This window comes from Arthrobacter sp. BG5, assembly GCF_056680155.1.
Map to the genome: position 1 here is coordinate 1488570 of NZ_CM155268.1, position 18017 is coordinate 1506586.

The 18017-nt window shown below is 68.7% G+C and carries 16 protein-coding genes and 1 pseudogene; 7 read left to right on the forward strand and 10 right to left on the reverse strand.

The window, feature by feature from the left end; translation table 11 throughout:
• Positions 1 to 174 precede the first annotated feature (174 nt).
• Together AC1MBE_RS06825 and AC1MBE_RS06830 are read left to right on the forward strand one after the other, a co-directional pair.
• A complete protein-coding gene (locus AC1MBE_RS06825) occupies positions 175 to 555 on the forward strand; it encodes a LuxR family transcriptional regulator (protein WP_479781806.1) in 381 nt (126 codons plus the stop codon).
• Positions 533 to 1102, forward strand: a complete 570-nt coding sequence (locus tag AC1MBE_RS06830) for a cysteine hydrolase family protein (RefSeq protein ID WP_479781808.1) — start codon at positions 533 to 535, stop codon at positions 1100 to 1102. The genes AC1MBE_RS06825 and AC1MBE_RS06830 overlap by 23 nt, the downstream gene beginning before the upstream one ends.
• 44 nt (positions 1103 to 1146) lie before the next feature.
• Here the strand turns inward: AC1MBE_RS06830 and rfaE2 are convergent, their stop codons facing one another.
• The gene (gene rfaE2 / locus AC1MBE_RS06835; protein ID WP_479781809.1) at positions 1147 to 2700 is read right to left on the reverse strand and encodes a D-glycero-beta-D-manno-heptose 1-phosphate adenylyltransferase; all 1554 of its coding nucleotides are present in this window, start codon (positions 2698 to 2700) and stop codon (positions 1147 to 1149) included.
• Between the two features lie 219 nt (positions 2701 to 2919).
• Between rfaE2 and AC1MBE_RS06840 the strand changes: the two genes are divergently transcribed.
• On the forward strand, positions 2920 to 4074 hold the full coding sequence (locus AC1MBE_RS06840; protein ID WP_479781811.1) for a glycosyltransferase family 9 protein: 1155 nt from the start codon (positions 2920 to 2922) through the stop codon (positions 4072 to 4074).
• On the opposite strand, the gene AC1MBE_RS06845 is transcribed toward AC1MBE_RS06840, so the two are convergent.
• The 7 genes from AC1MBE_RS06845 to AC1MBE_RS06875 form a co-directional block, all read right to left on the reverse strand.
• Positions 4040 to 4753: an SDR family oxidoreductase gene (locus tag AC1MBE_RS06845; RefSeq protein WP_479781812.1), complete on the reverse strand. Its 714-nt coding sequence runs from the start codon at positions 4751 to 4753 to the stop codon at positions 4040 to 4042. The two genes, AC1MBE_RS06840 and AC1MBE_RS06845, sit on opposite strands and share 35 nt — an antisense overlap.
• An 80-nt stretch (positions 4754 to 4833) precedes the next feature.
• A complete protein-coding gene (locus AC1MBE_RS06850; RefSeq protein ID WP_479781814.1) occupies positions 4834 to 6216 on the reverse strand; it encodes a PfkB family carbohydrate kinase in 1383 nt (460 codons plus the stop codon).
• A complete protein-coding gene (locus tag AC1MBE_RS06855) occupies positions 6213 to 6929 on the reverse strand; it encodes a D-sedoheptulose-7-phosphate isomerase (protein WP_479781816.1) in 717 nt (238 codons plus the stop codon). Before AC1MBE_RS06855 ends, AC1MBE_RS06850 begins: the two co-directional genes overlap by 4 nt.
• The gene (locus tag AC1MBE_RS06860; protein ID WP_479781818.1) at positions 6926 to 8206 is read right to left on the reverse strand and encodes a glycosyltransferase; all 1281 of its coding nucleotides are present in this window, start codon (positions 8204 to 8206) and stop codon (positions 6926 to 6928) included. The genes AC1MBE_RS06855 and AC1MBE_RS06860 overlap by 4 nt, the downstream gene beginning before the upstream one ends.
• Positions 8203 to 9219, reverse strand: coding sequence for a glycosyltransferase (locus tag AC1MBE_RS06865; RefSeq protein WP_479781820.1), 1017 nt, complete (start codon positions 9217 to 9219; stop codon positions 8203 to 8205). The genes AC1MBE_RS06860 and AC1MBE_RS06865 overlap by 4 nt, the downstream gene beginning before the upstream one ends.
• Positions 9216 to 10292 (reverse strand): glycosyltransferase family 9 protein, encoded by a 1077-nt coding sequence (locus AC1MBE_RS06870; RefSeq protein WP_479781822.1) that lies wholly within the window; start codon positions 10290 to 10292, stop codon positions 9216 to 9218. Before AC1MBE_RS06870 ends, AC1MBE_RS06865 begins: the two co-directional genes overlap by 4 nt.
• Positions 10289 to 10891: a D-glycero-alpha-D-manno-heptose-1,7-bisphosphate 7-phosphatase gene (locus AC1MBE_RS06875; protein ID WP_479781824.1), complete on the reverse strand. Its 603-nt coding sequence runs from the start codon at positions 10889 to 10891 to the stop codon at positions 10289 to 10291. The genes AC1MBE_RS06870 and AC1MBE_RS06875 overlap by 4 nt, the downstream gene beginning before the upstream one ends.
• Positions 10892 to 10985: 94 nt before the next feature.
• Between AC1MBE_RS06875 and AC1MBE_RS06880 the strand changes: the two genes are divergently transcribed.
• A complete protein-coding gene (locus tag AC1MBE_RS06880) occupies positions 10986 to 11927 on the forward strand; it encodes a glycosyltransferase family 9 protein (protein WP_479781826.1) in 942 nt (313 codons plus the stop codon).
• Here the strand turns inward: AC1MBE_RS06880 and AC1MBE_RS06885 are convergent.
• Entirely contained in the window at positions 11885 to 12655 is a 771-nt protein-coding gene (locus tag AC1MBE_RS06885; protein WP_479781828.1) for a sigma-70 family RNA polymerase sigma factor, read from the reverse strand. The genes AC1MBE_RS06880 and AC1MBE_RS06885 overlap by 43 nt on opposite strands.
• Positions 12656 to 12909: 254 nt before the next feature.
• Between AC1MBE_RS06885 and AC1MBE_RS06890 the strand changes: the two are divergent.
• The 3 genes and pseudogenes from AC1MBE_RS06890 to AC1MBE_RS06900 form a co-directional block, all read left to right on the forward strand.
• Positions 12910 to 15376, forward strand: a pseudogene (locus tag AC1MBE_RS06890) (molybdopterin oxidoreductase family protein); the annotation flags it as partial.
• 89 nt (positions 15377 to 15465) lie between these two features.
• Positions 15466 to 15939, forward strand: a complete 474-nt coding sequence (locus AC1MBE_RS06895; protein WP_479781830.1) for a hypothetical protein — start codon at positions 15466 to 15468, stop codon at positions 15937 to 15939.
• Positions 15940 to 15960: 21 nt separating this feature from the next.
• A complete protein-coding gene (locus tag AC1MBE_RS06900; protein ID WP_479781832.1) occupies positions 15961 to 16494 on the forward strand; it encodes an HPP family protein in 534 nt (177 codons plus the stop codon).
• Positions 16495 to 16583: 89 nt separating this feature from the next.
• Here the strand turns inward: AC1MBE_RS06900 and AC1MBE_RS06905 are convergent, their stop codons facing one another.
• Entirely contained in the window at positions 16584 to 17942 is a 1359-nt protein-coding gene (locus AC1MBE_RS06905; protein ID WP_479781834.1) for an ABC transporter substrate-binding protein, read from the reverse strand.
• Between the last annotated feature and the right edge of the window lie 75 nt (positions 17943 to 18017).

Sequence of the window (18017 nt, forward strand, 5' to 3'; positions counted from 1 at the left end):
CCGCCTCCTTTTGGACAATTGCATCGCGTTGGCGCTTGTTCGCGCTGGCGCCTCTGGCCGGGACACGCATTCAAAGTTATAGTAAGCACGCTGATGATTTGCGACAAGGCACGACGACGTACTCCCCAGGCATCCCGATCCCGTTGCCTGCAGTTGCTTGCTAAGGAGAATTCGATGCGACCCTCTCTAAGCTCAGTCCTCGCAGCACTGGCCCTCTGCGCAGCCCTTGTCCTGCCGGCCGGTGCCGCCACCGCCTCGGCCGGCAGCGCGCCGGCAGCGCCGGCCTATCTGAGTTCCAGCACGACGGAGCCCAACCCGTCGGGCTCCCCGTCCACCCCCGGCCCGGTGGATCCCGGAACCGGCGAGACCCCCGGCGCCAAGGAAACCCGCGTCGATTACGCGCCGTACGTCATCGCCGCAGTCGTTATCCTGGCCCTGGCCGCCGCAGCCCTGGCGTGGCGCCGCGCCAAGGGCGGCCCATCGTCGAGGAACCTCCGCCGCGGGGACCAGGACTTCAGCGAAAGGAACCCGGATGATCGCCGTTCTGATCATTGACATGCAGAATGCGTTCTTCGAGGACCCGGCGCTTCAACGCCAGGGAGGGGATGTCATTGCTGCCTGCAACCGGCTGATCACGGCGGCGCAGGAATCAGGAGCCAAGGTCCTGCTGGTCAAAACCGAGCACGAAAAAGACAGGTCCACCTGGACCCTGAATATGTTGGAGGACGACCAGGGGTTCATCTTCCGCGGCACGCAGCAGGCCGAGTTCGTTGGCGGACTCACGACGGATTCCTTGCCGCAACTGGTCAAAACACGCGACAGTGCGTTTCTGGGTACGGATCTTCTCTGGCGGCTGCGGAACTGGGACGTCGAGACGCTTGTGCTCGCCGGCATCTCCACCCATAACTGCATCGCCCAGACCGCGGCAGACGCCTTCGCGTACAACTTCCGGGTCATTTATGCCGACGAGGCGACAGCTTCCGAGAACGCCGAAGCCGCAGCCGCAGTCCAGGAGATCCTCTGCCGCGAATACCGCCAGCAGGTACTGGATATCGCGGGGATCGAAAAGCTCCTAGGAGCACAGGCTACGGCCCGGCCCTGAGCCAGCGGAATGATCTCCGGCACCGGGCGGACGCCTGTCTCCGGTCACGGTGCGCCCCGACGGATCCGTTCGACGACGGCCGTGGTTGACTGTTCGGGCACGTAGTCGAGGATCGCGACCCTTCCGCCGTACTCCTCGACGGCCTGCGTTTCGGCAAGCATCTCGGGCGTGTAGTCGCCCCCTTTGGCGTAAATGTCGGGCCGGATCTGCTGGATGAGGGGAATCGGCGTCGCTGTAGCGAAGACCGTGACATAGTCGACGCAGCTAAGGGCAGCTACAACGGCCGCCCGGTCCGCGATGGTGTTCACGGGTCGCCGCGGTCCCTTAAGCCGGCGGACCGAATCATCGCTGTTAAGCGCCACCACGAGGACATCGCCCAGCTGCTTGGCCTGGTTCAGGTACCGGGTGTGTCCCCGGTGCAAGACGTCGAAGCATCCGTTCGTCAGGACAATCCGCTTTCCTGCTGCCCGGTGCCGTTTAATCTGCGCCCCAAGCTCGTCCGCACCCAGGGCGGTGTCGGTAAAACGGCCAAGATGAACGCTGAGGTCCGCAGTGCTGCAGACGGACGTACCGGGCCGGTGAACGACGATATCCGCGGCGGCTTGGGCGAAATCGACGCTGGTGGTGAGGGGCAACGACGCCGCCCTGGCCAGCGTCAGCGCGGCGACGAAGGTGTCGCCTGCGCCCGCCGCCTGTTTTTCCCGGACCGGCCGCGCCCACGTGCGGTGGATTTCCCCGGGACCGGGGACCAGGATCGACCCGTCCCGGTCCAGCGTCACGACGACGGCCCGCGCTCCGGACGCCTGAAGCAGTGCGTCGCGGTGCGCGATGATGGCCTCCGCCCGGGCGGACGACCCGGCGTCGAACTTCAGTCCCAACATTCCGGCTGCTTCCAGCGCGTTGGGCGTGGCAAGATCCGCCTTCAGCGGCGCCCAGGCCTCGGGATGGTGGGCGTCCACCAGCACCAGGCCTTCCCCCCGTGCGGAAAGAAGTTCCAACAATACGCCGCGCACAGGCCCGCTCAGCGCTCCGGCGCCGTAGTCGCAGACCACAACCGCTTGCTGGTCCTGCAACGCTGCGCTGAGGGATCCGGCCAAGGCAGCGAGCGCCGCTGCCGGCGGTTCGCGCTGAACATCGTCCACCCGCAGCAGCACCTGGCCGTCGCTGCTGATCCGGGTCTTCGTGGTGGTCGCGGCACCCGGGCACCGATGGACATGGGCGGTATCAACACCCGCCTCTGCCAGCTGGCGCAACAATTCCTCACCGGCGTCGTCCCGGCCCGCAATCCCGGCCAGCCTCACCTCGGCGCCGAGGGCGGCCAGGTTCATTGCCGTGTTGGCCGCTCCACCCGGGGCGAAGCTTCGCTGGCTGATTTCAACCACCGGTGCCGGCGCTTCCCGGCAGAGCCGCTCGATTGATCCGGTCCACCAGCCGTCGAGCATCACGTCACCGACGACGGTGACGGACGGGCGGAGCGAGGCCAACCGCCGGGGCAGCCATTCGGTCAGGCCCCGCTGGCCGCTGAGCGGACCGTTATGCAGTTCCCCGTGGCTTGGCGGGGTCACGGCCGGGTCCCGCCCGGACGGCGGCTGGCGCATCCGGCCAGGATGAGCGCGGACATGTGGTTCCTTTCTTCGGAACATCCCTCTTAAGCAGAGACATACCCAACCAGAGGGGCCTTCACACGTGGTTGGCGGATCATTCCCCGTTCTGCTGGACCCGGCAGGGCGATTGCACCGGGCGCCCGCGGTAGCCAGCGGGGCCGGCAAGCCATATCGTGGGCCACGTCATGAGCATCAGACGGGCAGGAGTCCGTAATGAAGGATCCCGCTGCGGCATCACTAGGCGCCGGGCCGGGCCGCTGGGGCGTCGGGCCCGTGCTGGAGAAGTTCCCGCACGTCTCTCGGATCGCGGTCCTGCGCGGCGGCGGACTGGGGGATCTGCTGTTTGCGCTGCCCGCGGTCTCTGCGCTGACGGCCGCCTATCCCGGTGCGTCGGTGACGTTGCTTGGCTCTCCGGGGCACGTCGAGCTGCTGGAAAACACCATGTGCCCGGTAGCGGACGTCCGGGTGTTGCCGGTGACCGAGGGCATCCGGCCGGGTGCCGAAGATGCGGCGGCGGTTGAGGCGTTTTTCACTTCAATGAAACGCGAGGAGTTTGACCTGGCCGTCCAGTTGCATGGCGGAGGACGGTTCTCCAATCCGTTCCTCCTCCGTCTTGGCGCCCGGCACACGGTGGGATCACGGACCGCCGACGCCGCTCCGCTGGAACGCAACCTCCCCTACACCTACTACCAGCACGAGCCGCTGCGGGGCCTGGAAGTGGCCGGGTTGGCGGGCGCAACCCCCGTGGGACTGGAAGCCCGGATCAGGCCGGCGGAACGGCACGTTGCCGAGGTCAGGGAGTGGCTGGGCGACGGCGCCAGTCCCGCGGGCCCCTTGGTGGCCATCCATCCGGGGGCATCAGATCTGCGGCGGCGCTGGCCGGTCGAGAACTTCGGCCAGGTGGCTGCGGCCTGCGCAGCCGACGGGAGCCGGGTCCTGGTGGTGGGCGCTGCAGAGGAAAGGCAGTTGGCGGCGCAGGTCGTTGAGGCGGCGGGTTCCGGCGCGGTCGCCTCGGTGGCAGGCGACTTGAGCCTCGGCAACCTGGCGGCGCTTCTGGACAGGTGTGCTGTCCTGGTAGGTAATGACAGCGGCCCCCGGCATCTGGCGCAGGCCCTCGGCACACCCACGGTGGGTTTGTTCTGGGCAGGCAACCTGATCAACGCCGGTCCGCTGGGCCGTAGCCTGCACCGGCCCCAGGTGTCCTGGATGACCCATTGCCCTGACTGCGGAGCGGACCTCACCCAGGTTGGCTGGACCGCGCCCCGGTGCGTGCATGAGCCGTCCCTTGTGGCCGGGATCCGCCCGGGGGACGTCTACCGTGACGTGCGGGAGCTCACGGCCATGAGTCTTCCCGCGCCTGGCAGATGAGCAGTTCGCGGACCTCACAGCCTGCGGGCTGTGAAAGGGCGAAGATGACGGCCTGCGCCACGCTGGCAGGATCGTTGAGGCGTGAGTCGTCCTGGGGCTTGTACTTCTCGTCACGGTCATCGAAGAACCGGGTCTTCATGCCGCCCGGGATCAGTGTGGTCACCCCGATCTCCCCTCCGGTCTCCGCGGCGAGCGCCTGGCTGAACCCGAGGACCCCGAACTTGGACGCACAATATGCGGATGCCTCCGGCAGCGCCCGCTTGGCCAGAGTCGAGGCGACGGTGACCACACGGCCGCCGGAGGATTTGAGGTAGGGCAGGGCCGCCCGTACCGTCGAGACGGTTCCGAGCAGATTGACGAAGATGACCCGTTCCCAGTCCTCTGCCGCGACGTCTTCGAGTTTTCCGCATCGGTCGATCCCCGCCGCGGTCACCACGGCGTCCAGGCCGCCGAGCGTCTCGGCGGCCTGGATCACGGCGGCCGTCACCGCGGCCCGGTCTGCGACGTCGACTTCGATGGCCTTGGCCGCGGACACATTCCTGACGTCGCGGTCGAGCACAAAGGGCGTGCCGCCGGCGTCGAGAACGGCCTGCACGACCGCGGCTCCCAGTCCCGATCCACCTCCGGTCACGACGACCCTGCCGGCGCTGTTCAGTGAGGGCGGCGTAAGACTTTTCATGGTGTTCCTTTCCGTTGTCGTTTCCGGTCCGGGGCGTGGATCGGAGGTGGTGCGGGGGCGGGTGGTAGCCGCTGTGGTGCTCAGCCGACCCGGGCGAGCGCAGCCGCCAACCCCGTAGTGGACCGGGCCGGGTGGTAGGGAACGCTGACGCAGCGGCCGCCCCAGCTGCGCACCAGCGCGCTTTCGGGCAGCCGCAGTGGGTCGTAGTCGCCGCCTTTCACCCAGATATCCGGGCGGAGTTGTTCAAGGGCCCTTTCCGGGGTGTCCTCATCGAAGACCAGGACGGCGTCCACACATTCGAGTGAGAGCAGCAGTTCAGTCCGGTCCTGCTCGCCGATGATGGGCCGGCCGGCCCCCTTGAGGCGCCGGGCCGATGCATCCGAGTTCAGGCAGACGACGAGGCAGTCGCCCAGGCCTCTGGCCGCTGCGAGACTCCGGGCATGCCCGGCGTGCAGCAAATCGAAGCACCCTCCGGTCGCCACGATGGTGCCGCCGAGCGCCCGTACCCGGCGGACGAGCGCGGCCGGATCGGGCAATGGTCCCGGGTCCGGGACCGTCTGCGGGACCGGCCGCGGGGAGACTCGAGGTACTACCGGAAGGGCGGCGACGCCACCTTCTGCCAGGAAGGAGGAGGCTTCGCTGATGGCGCCGCGGCAGGCGTCTGCCAGCGATGCTCCGGTCACCAGGCGTACGGCCAGGCTGGCGGCCAGCCGGTCGCCGGCGCCGCAGGAATCGCTGGCTTTGATGCTGGCGGTCGGAAGCCGAAGCGGCGGCGCCGACGCCTGGACGAGGGTCGCTCCCTGTTCGGCCTCGGTCACCAGCACGGCTTCGCTCTGCCAGCGCCGCAACAGTGCGAGGGCCAGGTCCGCCGTCCCGGCAGCGGCTCCCGCGGCCGGCGCCGAGGCCCGGGCCTCGGGGAGGTTCGGCGTCACGACGGCCACGCCCGGTACGGGCTCGGCTCCGACCGGGTGCGGGTCCCAAACCACGGGAACCGTCCGCGCGAGCAGCCCGATTTTGGCGCGCAGGGCCGGGTTGGAGGTCAGCCCCCGGCCGTAGTCCGCCACCACCAGCGCCGCGGCGTCGCCCAACGCGTCCAGCATGGCGACGGTCACTGCGGGCACTGGACAGCCCTGGCAGCCTTCATCGAATCGCACCACCGGGTGGCTCCCCGCCCGAAGCCGCGTCTTGACCGGCGTCGCCGACCCGGAAGGCCCCGCGATGACCGTGATACCGGCCAATTCCGCCAGCAGGCGGCGGCCCGGCTCGTCGTTGCCGAGCGCTGTCACCAGGCAGACCTGATGACCGTCGTTGGCGAGCATCCGGGCCACAAGGCCCGCGCCCCCGGCCCTGCTCCGGACAGTCGAGACATCGACGACGGGGACGGGCGCGTCCGGGCATAGCCGCGTGGCCGAGCCGTCCAGATCGACGTCGAGCAGCACGTCGCCGACGACCACGATCCTCATGCTCCCACCCCCCGCGGAGGCTCTTGCGGGCCCAGCCGGTGGATTTCCGTATCGAACGCCCGGCAGATGGCGTGCACCGCGATCAGGTGGCACTCCTGCGCGTTCGCCGCGGCTCCTTGGATGGTGATCGTCTCGTCGCAGCCGAGGGTCAGCGGGTTGGGGCCCGGGCCGGTCAGGGCCCAGGTGGTGACGCCCATCCGGGAGGCGGTCTCCGCGGCGCGCACCAGGTTCGGGCTTCTTCCGCTGGTGGAAAGCAACAGCAGGATGTCCCTTGGGCGTCCGTGGGCGCGCACCTGCCGGGCGTAGAGCTCCTCAAATCCGTAGTCGTTGGCGATGGCCGTCACGGCGGAAGTATCGGCGTGCAGCGAAATCGCGGAGAACGGTGCCCGTTCTCCGTCGAAGCGCCCGACGAGCTCGGCCGTGAGGTGTTGCGCCTCGGCTGCCGAGCCGCCGTTGCCTGCAGCGAGCAGGCGGCTGCCGGCATGAAGCCGCCGGGCCAACTCGGCGCCCCAGGTTGCCAGCCGGTTGGACTGGCGGCGCAAGGATGCCAGCGAGGGCAGGACGTCACGAAGGTGTGCTTCGACGGCTCCGACCGCATCCGGGCCCGCTGGGTCGCCCTTGACCTGCCAGACCCCGGGACCCGTGGCCGTACGCGGACAGGGGCCGGAGTGAGCCCGTTGGAGTCCCTGCGTCAACGATGATTCTGCGCTCACAGCGCCGCTCCTTCCACGGGATGCAGCTGGTCGCCGGCTCCGCGCCGCCAGCTTGCCGCGTTGTCGTGCAAGGCCTGCCGATACGCCCGTTCGGTTTGCACAGCCACGCGGTCCCAGCTGTAGCCGGACCGTGCACGCTGCTGGCCGGCCTGTCCGAGGGCCCGGCGCAGCCCGCGGTCGGCCAGCAGCCGTGCCAGCGCCCGGGCTGTAGCCTCCGGATCCCGCGGCGGAACGTGCAGCCCCGTTCCCTCATCCACCACCGTGTCCCTGAGGCCGCCCACGGCGGCGGCCACCACGGGGATGCCGCAGGCCATGGCCTCCAGCGGAACGATGCCGAAGGGCTCGTACCAGGGCGTGCAGACCACAACGTCCGCGCTGCGGAAGATTCCGGGCATGGCCTCACGGGGCACCTGCCCGCGGAAGCGGACCTGCTCCCGGACCCCAAGCTCGGCAGCGACGGCCAGCAGGCGCCGGGCCTCAGTGTCGGCCCCGGTCTCGGCGGCGTCACCTCCGCCGCCGACAATGAGGAGTTCGACATCGTCGAAGCCCGCCTCGCGCAGGTACGGCAGGGCTCCGATGACCACATCCACGCCTTTGCGGGGCACCAGCCGTCCCACGGAGAGTATCCGGTGGGTGCGGCCGCGTTCGTCGGAAGGTCCGGCGCCGGTAAACAGGTTCGGGTCCACCCCGCACGGGGCAATCGAGATCTTCTCCGGGGCGACCCCCATCGCCTTCAGCTCAAAGGCCTCGTCGGAGCAGGTCGCAAGGACGCGGCCGGCCTGGCGTCCCACTGCGGGCTCCAGCCATTGCCTCTCCACCGGGCTGGTGTCCGCGCTTCCCTGGTGCCTGCGTTTGACCGTGCCCAGGGCATGGAAGGTCTGCACCACGGGAATCCGGGCCCGGCCCGCGGCCAGCCGGCGCGCTGCGTCGAGGGCAGCCAGGCCGGACATCCAGAAATGCCCATGCACCAGGTCCGGCGGACAGTCTTGCCAATCGCGCGCCATTCCGGCGGCCAGGTCTTCCATGTAGGGAAGAAGTTCGTCCTTGGGCACGTGACGCGGCGGCCCGGCCGGTACGTGGACCACTTCCAGGAGCGGCGAAACCTGCACCCTGGCAGGCAGGTCCTCGGCATCACGCCGGGTGTATACGGTGACCTGGTGGCCCCGTCCGGCCAGCGCGGCGGAGAGTGAAGCAACGTGGACGTTTTGCCCGCCGGCGTCGACGCCACCGAGGGCCGCCAGCGGGCTGGCGTGCTCGGACACCATCGCGATTTTCACTGGCTCTTCCTTTCTTGGGTTGGAATAAGGAGCCGCCCGGTCCGGAAACGTGGGCCGGTCATCTCCGCCAGCAGGGAGTCCCAGGCCGCCAGGAAAGCGGGCAGCCCGTATCGGCGCAAGGCCGCTTCCCGTGCGACGCCGCCCCGCTGGCGGGCCTCGTCCGGGTTTTCGTTGAGCATCCGCGCGGCCTGGACGAGTTCGTCCACGCAGGTTGAAATCGCCCCGGCTTCCGGCGGAACCGCACGCGCCGCCTCCGTGGTGCCCAGCACGACGACGGGCATCCCCAGTTGCATGGCCTCCAGTAGCGCCAGTCCCAGCGATGTCCAGCGGAAGGGGTGGATGTAGACCCGGCAACGGGACATCTCCGAGTGCAACTCATGGGCGGGGAGGTCCCCCTGGCTCCTGAGCCGGGCAGGGCCGACGCCCACTGCGTCCGCGAGCCCGTTGCTTCCCATGCCGAAAACCCGCAGCGGCGCGGCTGCTGCAAAGCGGGCCAGGAGGTCCGTTCCGGCGACCCGGCCTCGCCGTATCGGCTCATTCACGACGGCGGCGAGTTCGGGAATTTCACCGGTGTAGGCGGGCCCGGGATCGGGGATGCCATGTTCGATGACGAGCGTCGGGGCCGAGCCGTTATCCCAAAACAACTCGTTGAAATGTGTCACGTGGACCAGGGGAATGAACTGCTGGTCTGCCAGCGGATGGACCGAGTTGGGCACATCGCCGCGAGGAGCGTTGTGTTCAAGGTAGGCGGCCGGCAGGTCCTTGCCGGGGATCCTGCCCAAAACGCGGTCCACCTCGGCCAGTTCCTCCGGCCGCTGCAGGACGACCGCATCAACGCTGTCCGGGTCCAGCGCATCAAGCCGCACTTCCTGGACAGAGTCCGGCCAGGGCCGCCCTGCCCGGCCCAATCCCCAGGCTCCCCGCCCGGGCAGGACCGGCAGGAGGTATTCATGGCGGCCCCGGACGAACGCGTCAGTCCAGGAACCGTGCACGTGCCACAGCAGTATCCTCATGGGAATCGCACCCTTCGGCGGGTGGATAGCGAGGGCACTCCGCCGATCAGGCGTTCCACCGCCGCCACGATGTGTTCCGGCGACACGGATGACAGGCAGGGATGTCCGGGGACCGGGCACTGCGTGGCACGGCTGAGCCGGCAGGGGGCGTCCTGGTCGCCCAGGATTTCAAGGGGCACGCCGTAGGGTGCCCAGCGAACGGCCGGCACCACCGGGGAAAAAAGGCAGGCCACCGGGGTACCGACGGCCGCCGCCAGGTGCGCCGGCCCGGTGTTGCCGGTGACGAGGGCCGCCGCTCCCGCCAGCACGCCGGCCAGGGTCTTGAAGTCGGTCCGCCCGCCCAGATCCAGCGCCGAGGGCCCGGCGACCGTAGCCGTCAATTCGGTTTCGCCCGGCCCGCCGGTCACCACGACACGGTGGCCCGCCCCTTCCAGCAGCTCCACGGCCGCGGCATGGTGCAGCGGCGGCCACGTCCGCGACGGGGCGGCCGCGCCGGGGTGGACCACGACATACGGCTGTTCCCCTACCAGCGAGCGCACATCGGGATAGCCCCGCACTCGCAGCCGGCCGTCGTCGCCGGGTGGCAGGGTGAAACCGGCGGCCGCCGCAATGGCCAGGGCGCGTTCCGCCTCCGGCAGGTCTTCGCTGAAATCCTCACCGGGCCTTAGCCGCACGTCCAGCAGGCTCCCGGCGTAGTCAGTCGACGCACCGGTGATCCTGCCCACCCCGGCGAGCCTGAGCAATAAGGCAAGGGGCAACGGGGACTGGTGGAAGGACGTCAAAATCACGGCTTCGTCCACCCTGGAGCCTGTGACGAACGAGGTGAGCAGGTCGAGGTGGCGCTGGTTGACCACCGGGGCCGGCTTCACGATCCACGGGCATGCCCAGCTGAAGATTTCGCGGACACCCGGCAGGAGGGATGCCGCAGGCTCCCCCGCCGGGCCGCAGAGGACCAGCACCTCATTGGGCGTGCCGCCGTCCGGACGCCGCCCGCGGGCAACGGCACGGATCGCCGGACCCGCCAGCAGGACGTCGCCAGCGCCGTCGAGCCGGGCGACCAGGACCCGGCTCACCTGTACCGCCTCCGGGTCGGTGCCGGCGCTGCGGCTGGTTTCAGGCCCCGCGACCCCGCTTTCAGCGGCCCTTCCAGCAAGAGCCGGACGGCGGAGCGAAGGTCCGGCGCCACCTCTCCCGCAGCCGCTACTTCGGCCGGCAGGGTCGCTGCCGTGGGAACCATGACACCCCGGACTCCCGCGGCCCGCGCGGCCTCCACATCGCTTCCGATGTCCCCCACATATGCCGCCTCCCACGGCGCCACGCCGAGCTGCCGGCAGGCCCGGCGGATCAGGCCCGGCCGCGGTTTCCGGCACGGACACCCATCCTCGGGCCGGTGCGGGCAAATATCCCAAATCTCGAAAGGGCCGAGCAGCTCCTCAACCCGGGCGTTGACTGCCGCTACCTGTTCGGCAGTCAGGATTCCGCGGCCTATGCCGGCCTGGTTGCTGAGGACGCCGGTGGCAATGCCCCGCGCCCGGAGGCTGCGCAGCGCTTTGCCTGCCCGGGGCATCGGCCGCACGCGGGCAGGATCACCGTTGCAAGGCACGTCGTGGATGAGGGTGCCGTCCCGGTCGAACAGGACAGCCCTCAGCGGTTGCCCGGCGGAAAGTTCCATAACTGCCCCGTTCCCCGAAGTTGCTCCGGCTAAACGGCCTCAAGGGGTCCGAGCCGGACTAAAATTCCAATTCAGGCGAGCGGAGGGAACGGCCATGGGAGGATCCGGCGACGACGGCAGGCCCGTGCTGCTGGTCCTGCGCGCACTCAAGCTGGGCGACCTGCTCGTTGCCGTCCCGGCGCTGCACGGCCTTCGTCGTGCGTTTCCCCAGCACCGGCTCCTTTATGCCGCACAGGGCTGGCTTGAGGACGCCGTTGCCCTGGTGGGTGGTTTTCAGCTGTTGCCGACCCATGGGCTGGACGAGCCGTTGGCTCTGAAGCCCGGGACAGTCGACGTTGCGGTGAACCTGCACGGACGAGGCCCCGAGAGCCAGAACCGGATCGAGGCTCTTGCGGCGAACCGGATCATTTCGCACTGCTCCGGGAGGGCGCCGGGGCCGGTATGGCTGGACGGCATCCACGAGCGGCAGCGCTGGGCACGGCTGCTGCAGTGGCATGGAATCCACGCGGACCCGAACGACGTCTCCCTTGAGGTCCCGGGCATCCGTACGCCGCATCCCGGGGCGACGGTCATCCATGTCGGGGCTGCCTACGGCAGCCGGCTTTGGCCCGCAGAGCGCTTCGCTGAGGTGGCGCGCCCGCTGCTTGAGTCCGGGCACAGCGTCGTCTTCACGGGCAGCGCAGCGGACCGGCCGCGGGCGGCGGAGGTTGCATGGATGGCTGGGGCCGGGCCCCGCGCCGTCTTGGCGGGCAGGCAGTCATTGGTCGAATTTGCGGCCCTGGTCGCTGAGGCCCGCCTGGTCGTCTCGGCTGACACCGGGGCGGCGCATTTGGCATCCGCGTACGGGCGTCCATCCGTTGTGCTGTTCGGGCCGGCGCCACCACAAGAGTGGGGTCCTCCGCCCGGCCCGCACATCGCCCTGACCCGGGCGGAACTGCGACGCGGCGACACTTTCGCGCGGGACCCGGACCCCGCGCTGTTGGGAGTCTCGGTTCACGACGTGCTGGACGCGGTGCGGGAGCTGGACTCGTTGTGAATCTGACGCTCCGAGAGCCGTTGCTGCAGGCATACCAGAACCCGTGAGAGCCGGCGTGAAATCTGCATTTGGGATACACCGAACCGCTTGCCCAGATCTGCCTGGCTTTCTTCACAGAAGTAGCGCCGGTACAGGAGCTCCCGGTCCGGCACGGATAGCTCACTAACTGCCTGGGTGAGGCAAATAAGTTCGTCGAGCCGTTCATAGGCCGGATCCTGTGCTGCCAATAACTCTGCGGGCGCGCCAACGTCGCCGTTGGTGGCGGAGGCCTCCAGCGAATCCGGGCGCATACTCGAGCCGGCGGCGGCAGCTTCCCCTACCGCCTGGACAGGCACCCCCAGCTTCCGCGCGAGTTCCGCTGAAGTCGGGCTCCGGCCCAAGACCTGGGCCAGAGCCGGCACTTCGCGAAATAGTTCGCCCCGGAGATCCTGAATCCGCCGCGGAGGCCGAACGACCCAGCACCGGTCGCGCAGGTAGCGCTTGAGTTCCCCCGTGATGGTGGGTGCGGCGTAACCCGGGAAACTCGTTCCTTTGGACTCGTCAAAAGCCCGGGCTGCCTTGACCAGGCCGAGGTAGGCGACCTGGATCAGGTCGTCCCGCTCGCGGCCCCTGCTGGCGAAGCGCGCGGCCAGTGATTCCGCCAAGTCCAGATAGTCGAGGACCATCTGGTTCTCGAGGGCCCGTCGCAGGTGCCCGGAGCCGGCTACAGACTCTGTGGATTCATCCATGTCAGCAGTTCCTTAGAACATTGGTCACGGAAAGCAGGAGAGGACGTAGAAGCAGGACAACATAAGCGTGCTTATAATTCAATACTTCTTCGTTCCCAGCGATCCGGCCCCCGCTCTGGGGGGCCACAACCGGAGCTTCGGCTCCCTCCTGCCAGCGGCCCCTGTACGCAGTGGCCACATGCTGATAAAGCTTGATGGAGGCAACTATCTGTTCTCCGCGGCCACGCACCGCGGAAGGAAAGAGGAGAGCGACCGTGGTTGATCGAATAGCCAAAATCTGGGGCACCAGAACCCCGTACCCGCAGGACGGGCTGTGGCCGGTCCGGGTTGACCAGGCCCTGGCCGAGGGCCTCACGGCAGACGACGTCGACCGTTGGGTCCAGTCCGCCTGCGTCCTCTGCAGCAACGGCTGCGCGTGCGACGTCGCGGTCAAGGACGGCGCGATGGTCGGCATCCGGGGCCGGGCCGGGGATCTGGTGAACCACGGCCGGCTCGGGCCCAAGGGACTGTTCGCCAGTTGGCAGGGCGTGTCCCACAAGGACCGGCTCCAACGCCCGATGATCCGGCAGAACGGCCGGCTCGTCGAATGCGACTGGGACACCGCGATGAACCGCATCACCGAACGGAGCCGGCAGCTGCTCAGGGACCGCGGGCCGCTCAGCCACGGGTTCTACACCAGCGGCCAGCTCTTCCTGGAGGAGTACTACGCCCTGGCCGTCATCGGAAAAGCGGGCATCGGAACCCCGCATATGGACGGCAACACGCGGTTGTGCACCGCGACGGCGGCCGCGGCCCTGAAGGAAACCTTCGGCGCCGACGGACAGCCCGGGTCCTACACGGACATCGACAGCTGCGACGCGATTTTCCTCTATGGACACAACATGGCGGAGACCCAGACGGTGCTGTGGTCGCGGGTGCTGGACCGCATCGCCGGACCGGACCGGCCCACGATCGTCTGCGTAGATCCGCGCGACACCGAAGTTGCCCGCCAGGCGGACGTGCACCTCGCCGTCCGCCCCGGCACCAACCTGGCACTGATGAACGCCCTCGTCCACGAGATCCTGGCCAACGGCTGGCTCGATGACGGCTACGTACGGGCGCACACGGTGGGCTTCGAGCAGCTCAAGGCCACCGTGGAACCCTGGACGGCGGAGGCAGCGGCGGCGGTCTGTGACGTGAGCGCCGCGGACATCAGGGAGGCCGCCCGGATTTTCGGCACCTCGGCACGCGTGCTGTCCACGGTCCTGCAGGGCTTCTACCAGTCCGCGCAGGCCACCGCCGCCTCCTGCCAGGTCAACAACCTGCACCTGCTTCGCGGGCTGCTCGGGCGGCCCGGATGCGGCATCCTGCAGATGAACGGGCAGCCGACCGCGCAGAACAACCGCGAATGCGGGGCAGACGGGGACCTCCCGGGCTTCCGGAACTGGGAAAACCCGGACCACATCCAGGAACTCGCCGACCTTTGGGACGTCGACCCGCTGACCATCCCGCACTGGGCGCCGCCGACGCATGCGATGCAGATTTTCCGTTACGCGGAGCAGGGCTCCATCGAGTTCCTTTGGATCTCCGCGACGAACCCTGCCGTCTCCATGCCCGAGCTGCCCAGGATCCGCGAGATCCTGGCCAAACCCGAGCTGTTCCTGGTGGTGCAGGACCTGTACCTGACCGAAACCGCCCAAGCCGCCGACGTCGTCCTGCCCGCGGCGGGCTGGGGCGAAAAAACCGGCACCTTCACCAACGTCAACCGGACGGTCCACCTCTCGGACAAGGCCGTGGAGCCTCCCGGGGAGGCGCGCAGCGACTTGGACATCTTCCTCGACTACGCACGCCGGATGGAGTTCACCACCCTGCAGGGCGGGCCACTGCTGACCTGGCAGGGACCCGAGGACGCGTTCAATGCGTGGCGTGAATGTTCCCGGGGACGGCCCTGCGACTACACCGGCATCAGCTACGAGCGGCTCCGCGGCGGCAGCGGCATCCCTTGGCCCTGCAACGACGAGAACCCGGACGGACGCGACCGGCTCTACGCGGACGGCGTCTTCCCCACCGACCCTGACTACTGCGAAAGCTACGGCCACGATCTGCTGACCGGCGCGACCGTTGGGTCCGAAATGTTCCGGGCCAGCGTCCCGGCCGGCCGCGCCGTCCTGAAAACCGCGGACTACTCCCCTCCGCATGAGGAGCCCGACGGCGAATACCCGCTCCGGTACACCACCGGCCGGACCGCCTACCACTTCCATACCCGGACCAAAACCGGCAGATCCCGCCCGTTGACCCGGGCCGCGCCCAGCGCCTGGGTGGAAATCGGCCCGGACGACGCCGGGCGGCTGGGGATCGTCGAAGGGGACCTCGTCCGGGTGACCTCCCGGCGCGGCCGGATCGAGGTCCCGGCCCGGGTCAGCGACATCCGAACCGGCACCGTCTTCGCCCCCCTTCCACTACGGCTACTGGGACTCTGACGGCGCGCCGGGCGGGCATCCAACGGCCGCCAACGAGCTCACGCTCACCGAATGGGACCCTGTATCCAAGCAGCCGGTCTTCAAGAATGCGGCCGTCCGGGTGGAGAAAATCGGTGACGCCGAGGGACCCTCGCCCGCGCCGACGACGACGGCGTCGCGCCCCTCCGCTGTTGCCGGGGGCCCCGGCCCGCAGCGGCCGCGGCCGACCACCGGCGGCAGCGAAGCCGACGCCACGGAACAACCCGCGGCCGCCCCGCCGCCCCGCTTCCCGGAGGCGGTCAAGCCCGGGCCGGGCAGTTCCCGCCCCGCCGGCGGAACAACCGCCGGCGGCAGCGACCAGGAGGGACGGCCATGAACCTGAAGATCTACCTGGGCATGCTCCACCGGGCCGAAACCACGCTGGCCGAATCGTTCCGCCAGGTCGCGGCCGGCCACGGCGCCGAACCCGACGTGCACTTCCTGTGCCACACCCTGGCGCAGCAGTGTGAGGAACACAGCCGCCTGCTGCACCCGATCGTCCAGCGCTACGGCGAGGACCTCTCCGACGCGGAGCCCGAGCGCCTCCACGCCGAGGGACTGTCCAGCACAAGGAAAGGGCCGGTGGGGCTGCTGCGGGATCTGCAGGACCTTTACCTGCTGGCGAGCCTCGTGGATGTCACCTGGACCATGGTCGAACAGGCCGGCTCGGCCCTCCGCGACCGGGAGCTCCTGGACGTCGTGTCCAAATGCGACGGCGAGACTTCGGTGCAGCTGCGTTGGCTGCAGACCCGGATGAAACAGGCCGCCCCGCAGGCCCTGATCGCGGCGCGGCAGGGCGCCCGGTAGCGGAAGGTTGATGCCATGCCCATGACGCCGCCCCTCCTGCAACGGCTTAAGTCGCGCCGGACCAGCCTCGGCCCGGCGCTGTATGCGGCTGTTCTCTCGCTCGTCATCCTCGCCCTCTCCGGGGCCGTGGGGATTGGCCTGCACCTCCCGTGGCTCTTTCCGAGCCTCGGCCCGACGGTGATGCTCTTCTTTGAATCCCCGGAGCAGCCCTCCGCCCGGCCGGCGAACACACTGGTGGGCCATCTCACCGGACTCGTCATGGGCGTCCTCTGCCTGTACGCGCTGGGGCTCCAAGGCAGTCCGCCGGCCCCGGTGGGCGGACTGACCTGGCTGTATGTGGCCGCCGGAGCGCTCTCCGTTGCACTGACCACCCTGGTGCTGACCTGGCTGCGCAGGCCCCATCCCCCGGCCGGCGCGACGACGCTCATCGTCAGCCTGGGAATCCTGACGACCCCGCCCCAGCTGCTGTCCATGGCAGGGGCAGTGCTGTTAATCACCGCTGCGGGATGGGGGCTGAACGTGCTCCTTGGCACCAAACCCGCTGCCCCACACTGAGCTCACCGCATGGGGGGCGCCCGACGCAGTGAGGAGCGCCCCCGCATGGGAGCGCCCCTCAGATTCCGGCGCTGGCCGCTTTCCCCTTGTTACGAGCCGGCCTGGTCAAACGCCCGCTTCGCTGCGGCCTGGGCGTCGGCGAGGGCCTTGTCGGGTGTCTTGGCACCGAGCAGCGCGGAGGCGATGGCGTTGTTGACTTCCGTCTTGATGGTTTGGCCGGCCGGCGATGCCCCGAGCGACTTTCCGGCCGGGAGGACCTCGTAATAGGTGGCGATGGTTTCGTCGAATCCGGCATTGCCGCTGGCCTTGACGAACTTGTCCCGAATCAGCTTGTCCGCGGTCGGCGAGCCGGTGAAGAGGCCGGTGTTGATTCCTCCGGGCGTGGAAGAGATCTTCTCCGCCCGGGCAGCACCGGCCGCGGACCAGGCATCGTCGGTTACCAACGACGTCATCCACGCGCACGCGGCGTCGGCGTTCTTGGCGCCGGCGGGGATCACGAAGGAGGTTCCCCCGGCCACCGTGAAGGGTTTGCCGTCCTTGTCCTTGAAGGGCACCGCCGAAATGCTCAGGGACTTGGAATAGGGCGCGAGGACGTTGACGTACCACTGGGCATCGACCTGTGCACCGACCTGGTTCTTGACGAACTGGTTGTCTTTTCCGAACGTGTCGAACGAGTCGCTGAAACTCTTGGCCTTGGCATAACCGCCCTGGGCATCGTAAATCTCCTTGAGGAACGTCAGTGCCTGGACATTCGCCGGGTCATCCAGGGCCGGCGCTCCCTTGTCGTCCATGAGCTTGCCGCCCTGACCCAGGATCCAGAGTTCGGCCTGGCCGCCGGCCACCGGATCCAGGCCCAGCGTGACGGGGTTGCCGCCGCTCGACTTGTGGGCCTTGGCCACAGCGTCCAGCACCTTCTTCTTATCCGAGGTGTCAATGTCTTCTTTGGAAACCCCGGCGGCCTGCAGGACATTCTGGTTGAGGATGATGGCGGCGGGCTGGTAGAACTGCGGAACCGCCCAGACCTTGTCCTGGTAGGTGACCTGCTGGGTGACGGCGGGATAAAACTGCTTGGCCGGGTCCATACCGTGCGCCTTGAAGCATCCGTCCAGCGGCTTGATAAGTCCCTGCGCGGCGTAGGTGGCCACGAACGCCCGGTCCATCTGGACCACGTCCGGCACGTCGCCGCTGGCGGCCCGCGTGGTGAACTTCTGCGCGTCAAAAGGTGTTTGGTCCATTGTGATCTTGACGTCCGGGAGCTGCTCCCCTGCGTACTTCATCCGGGCCTTGCCGACGTCATCAGCGTTGTCGAAAGCCCAGGCGCTCAGCGCCCCCGAGGCTTCTTTCTTGAAGTCAGTCGTCTCTGCCGGGGCTGCACCGCCGCCTCCGCAGGCAGTCAGGCCCAGTACTGCTAAAGCCAGAACCGCTGCGCTCTTTTCCCTAACACGCATTTGCATCCTCCCAGTTTCACTTCGTCGTCTCTGCAGCCAGGAATTCCTCGGACAAACGCCCTTCAACTGCCACAC

Bases quoted from the DNA above. Each gene is read 5' to 3' on its own strand.
- AC1MBE_RS06825 (WP_479781806.1), top strand. From the start codon at position 175: ATGCGACCCTCTCTAAGCTCAGTCCTCGCAGCACTGGCCCTCTGCGCA.
- AC1MBE_RS06830 (WP_479781808.1), top strand. From the start codon at position 533: ATGATCGCCGTTCTGATCATTGACATGCAGAATGCGTTCTTCGAGGAC.
- rfaE2 (WP_479781809.1), bottom strand. From the start codon at position 2,700: ATGCGCCAGCCGCCGTCCGGGCGGGACCCGGCCGTGACCCCGCCAAGC.
- AC1MBE_RS06840 (WP_479781811.1), top strand. From the start codon at position 2,920: ATGAAGGATCCCGCTGCGGCATCACTAGGCGCCGGGCCGGGCCGCTGG.
- AC1MBE_RS06845 (WP_479781812.1), bottom strand. From the start codon at position 4,753: ATGAAAAGTCTTACGCCGCCCTCACTGAACAGCGCCGGCAGGGTCGTC.
- AC1MBE_RS06850 (WP_479781814.1), bottom strand. From the start codon at position 6,216: ATGAGGATCGTGGTCGTCGGCGACGTGCTGCTCGACGTCGATCTGGAC.
- AC1MBE_RS06865 (WP_479781820.1), bottom strand. From the start codon at position 9,219: ATGAGGATACTGCTGTGGCACGTGCACGGTTCCTGGACTGACGCGTTC.
- AC1MBE_RS06875 (WP_479781824.1), bottom strand. From the start codon at position 10,891: ATGGAACTTTCCGCCGGGCAACCGCTGAGGGCTGTCCTGTTCGACCGG.
- AC1MBE_RS06880 (WP_479781826.1), top strand. From the start codon at position 10,986: ATGGGAGGATCCGGCGACGACGGCAGGCCCGTGCTGCTGGTCCTGCGC.
- AC1MBE_RS06885 (WP_479781828.1), bottom strand. From the start codon at position 12,655: ATGGATGAATCCACAGAGTCTGTAGCCGGCTCCGGGCACCTGCGACGG.
- AC1MBE_RS06895 (WP_479781830.1), top strand. From the start codon at position 15,466: ATGAACCTGAAGATCTACCTGGGCATGCTCCACCGGGCCGAAACCACG.
- AC1MBE_RS06900 (WP_479781832.1), top strand. From the start codon at position 15,961: ATGACGCCGCCCCTCCTGCAACGGCTTAAGTCGCGCCGGACCAGCCTC.
- AC1MBE_RS06905 (WP_479781834.1), bottom strand. From the start codon at position 17,942: ATGCGTGTTAGGGAAAAGAGCGCAGCGGTTCTGGCTTTAGCAGTACTG.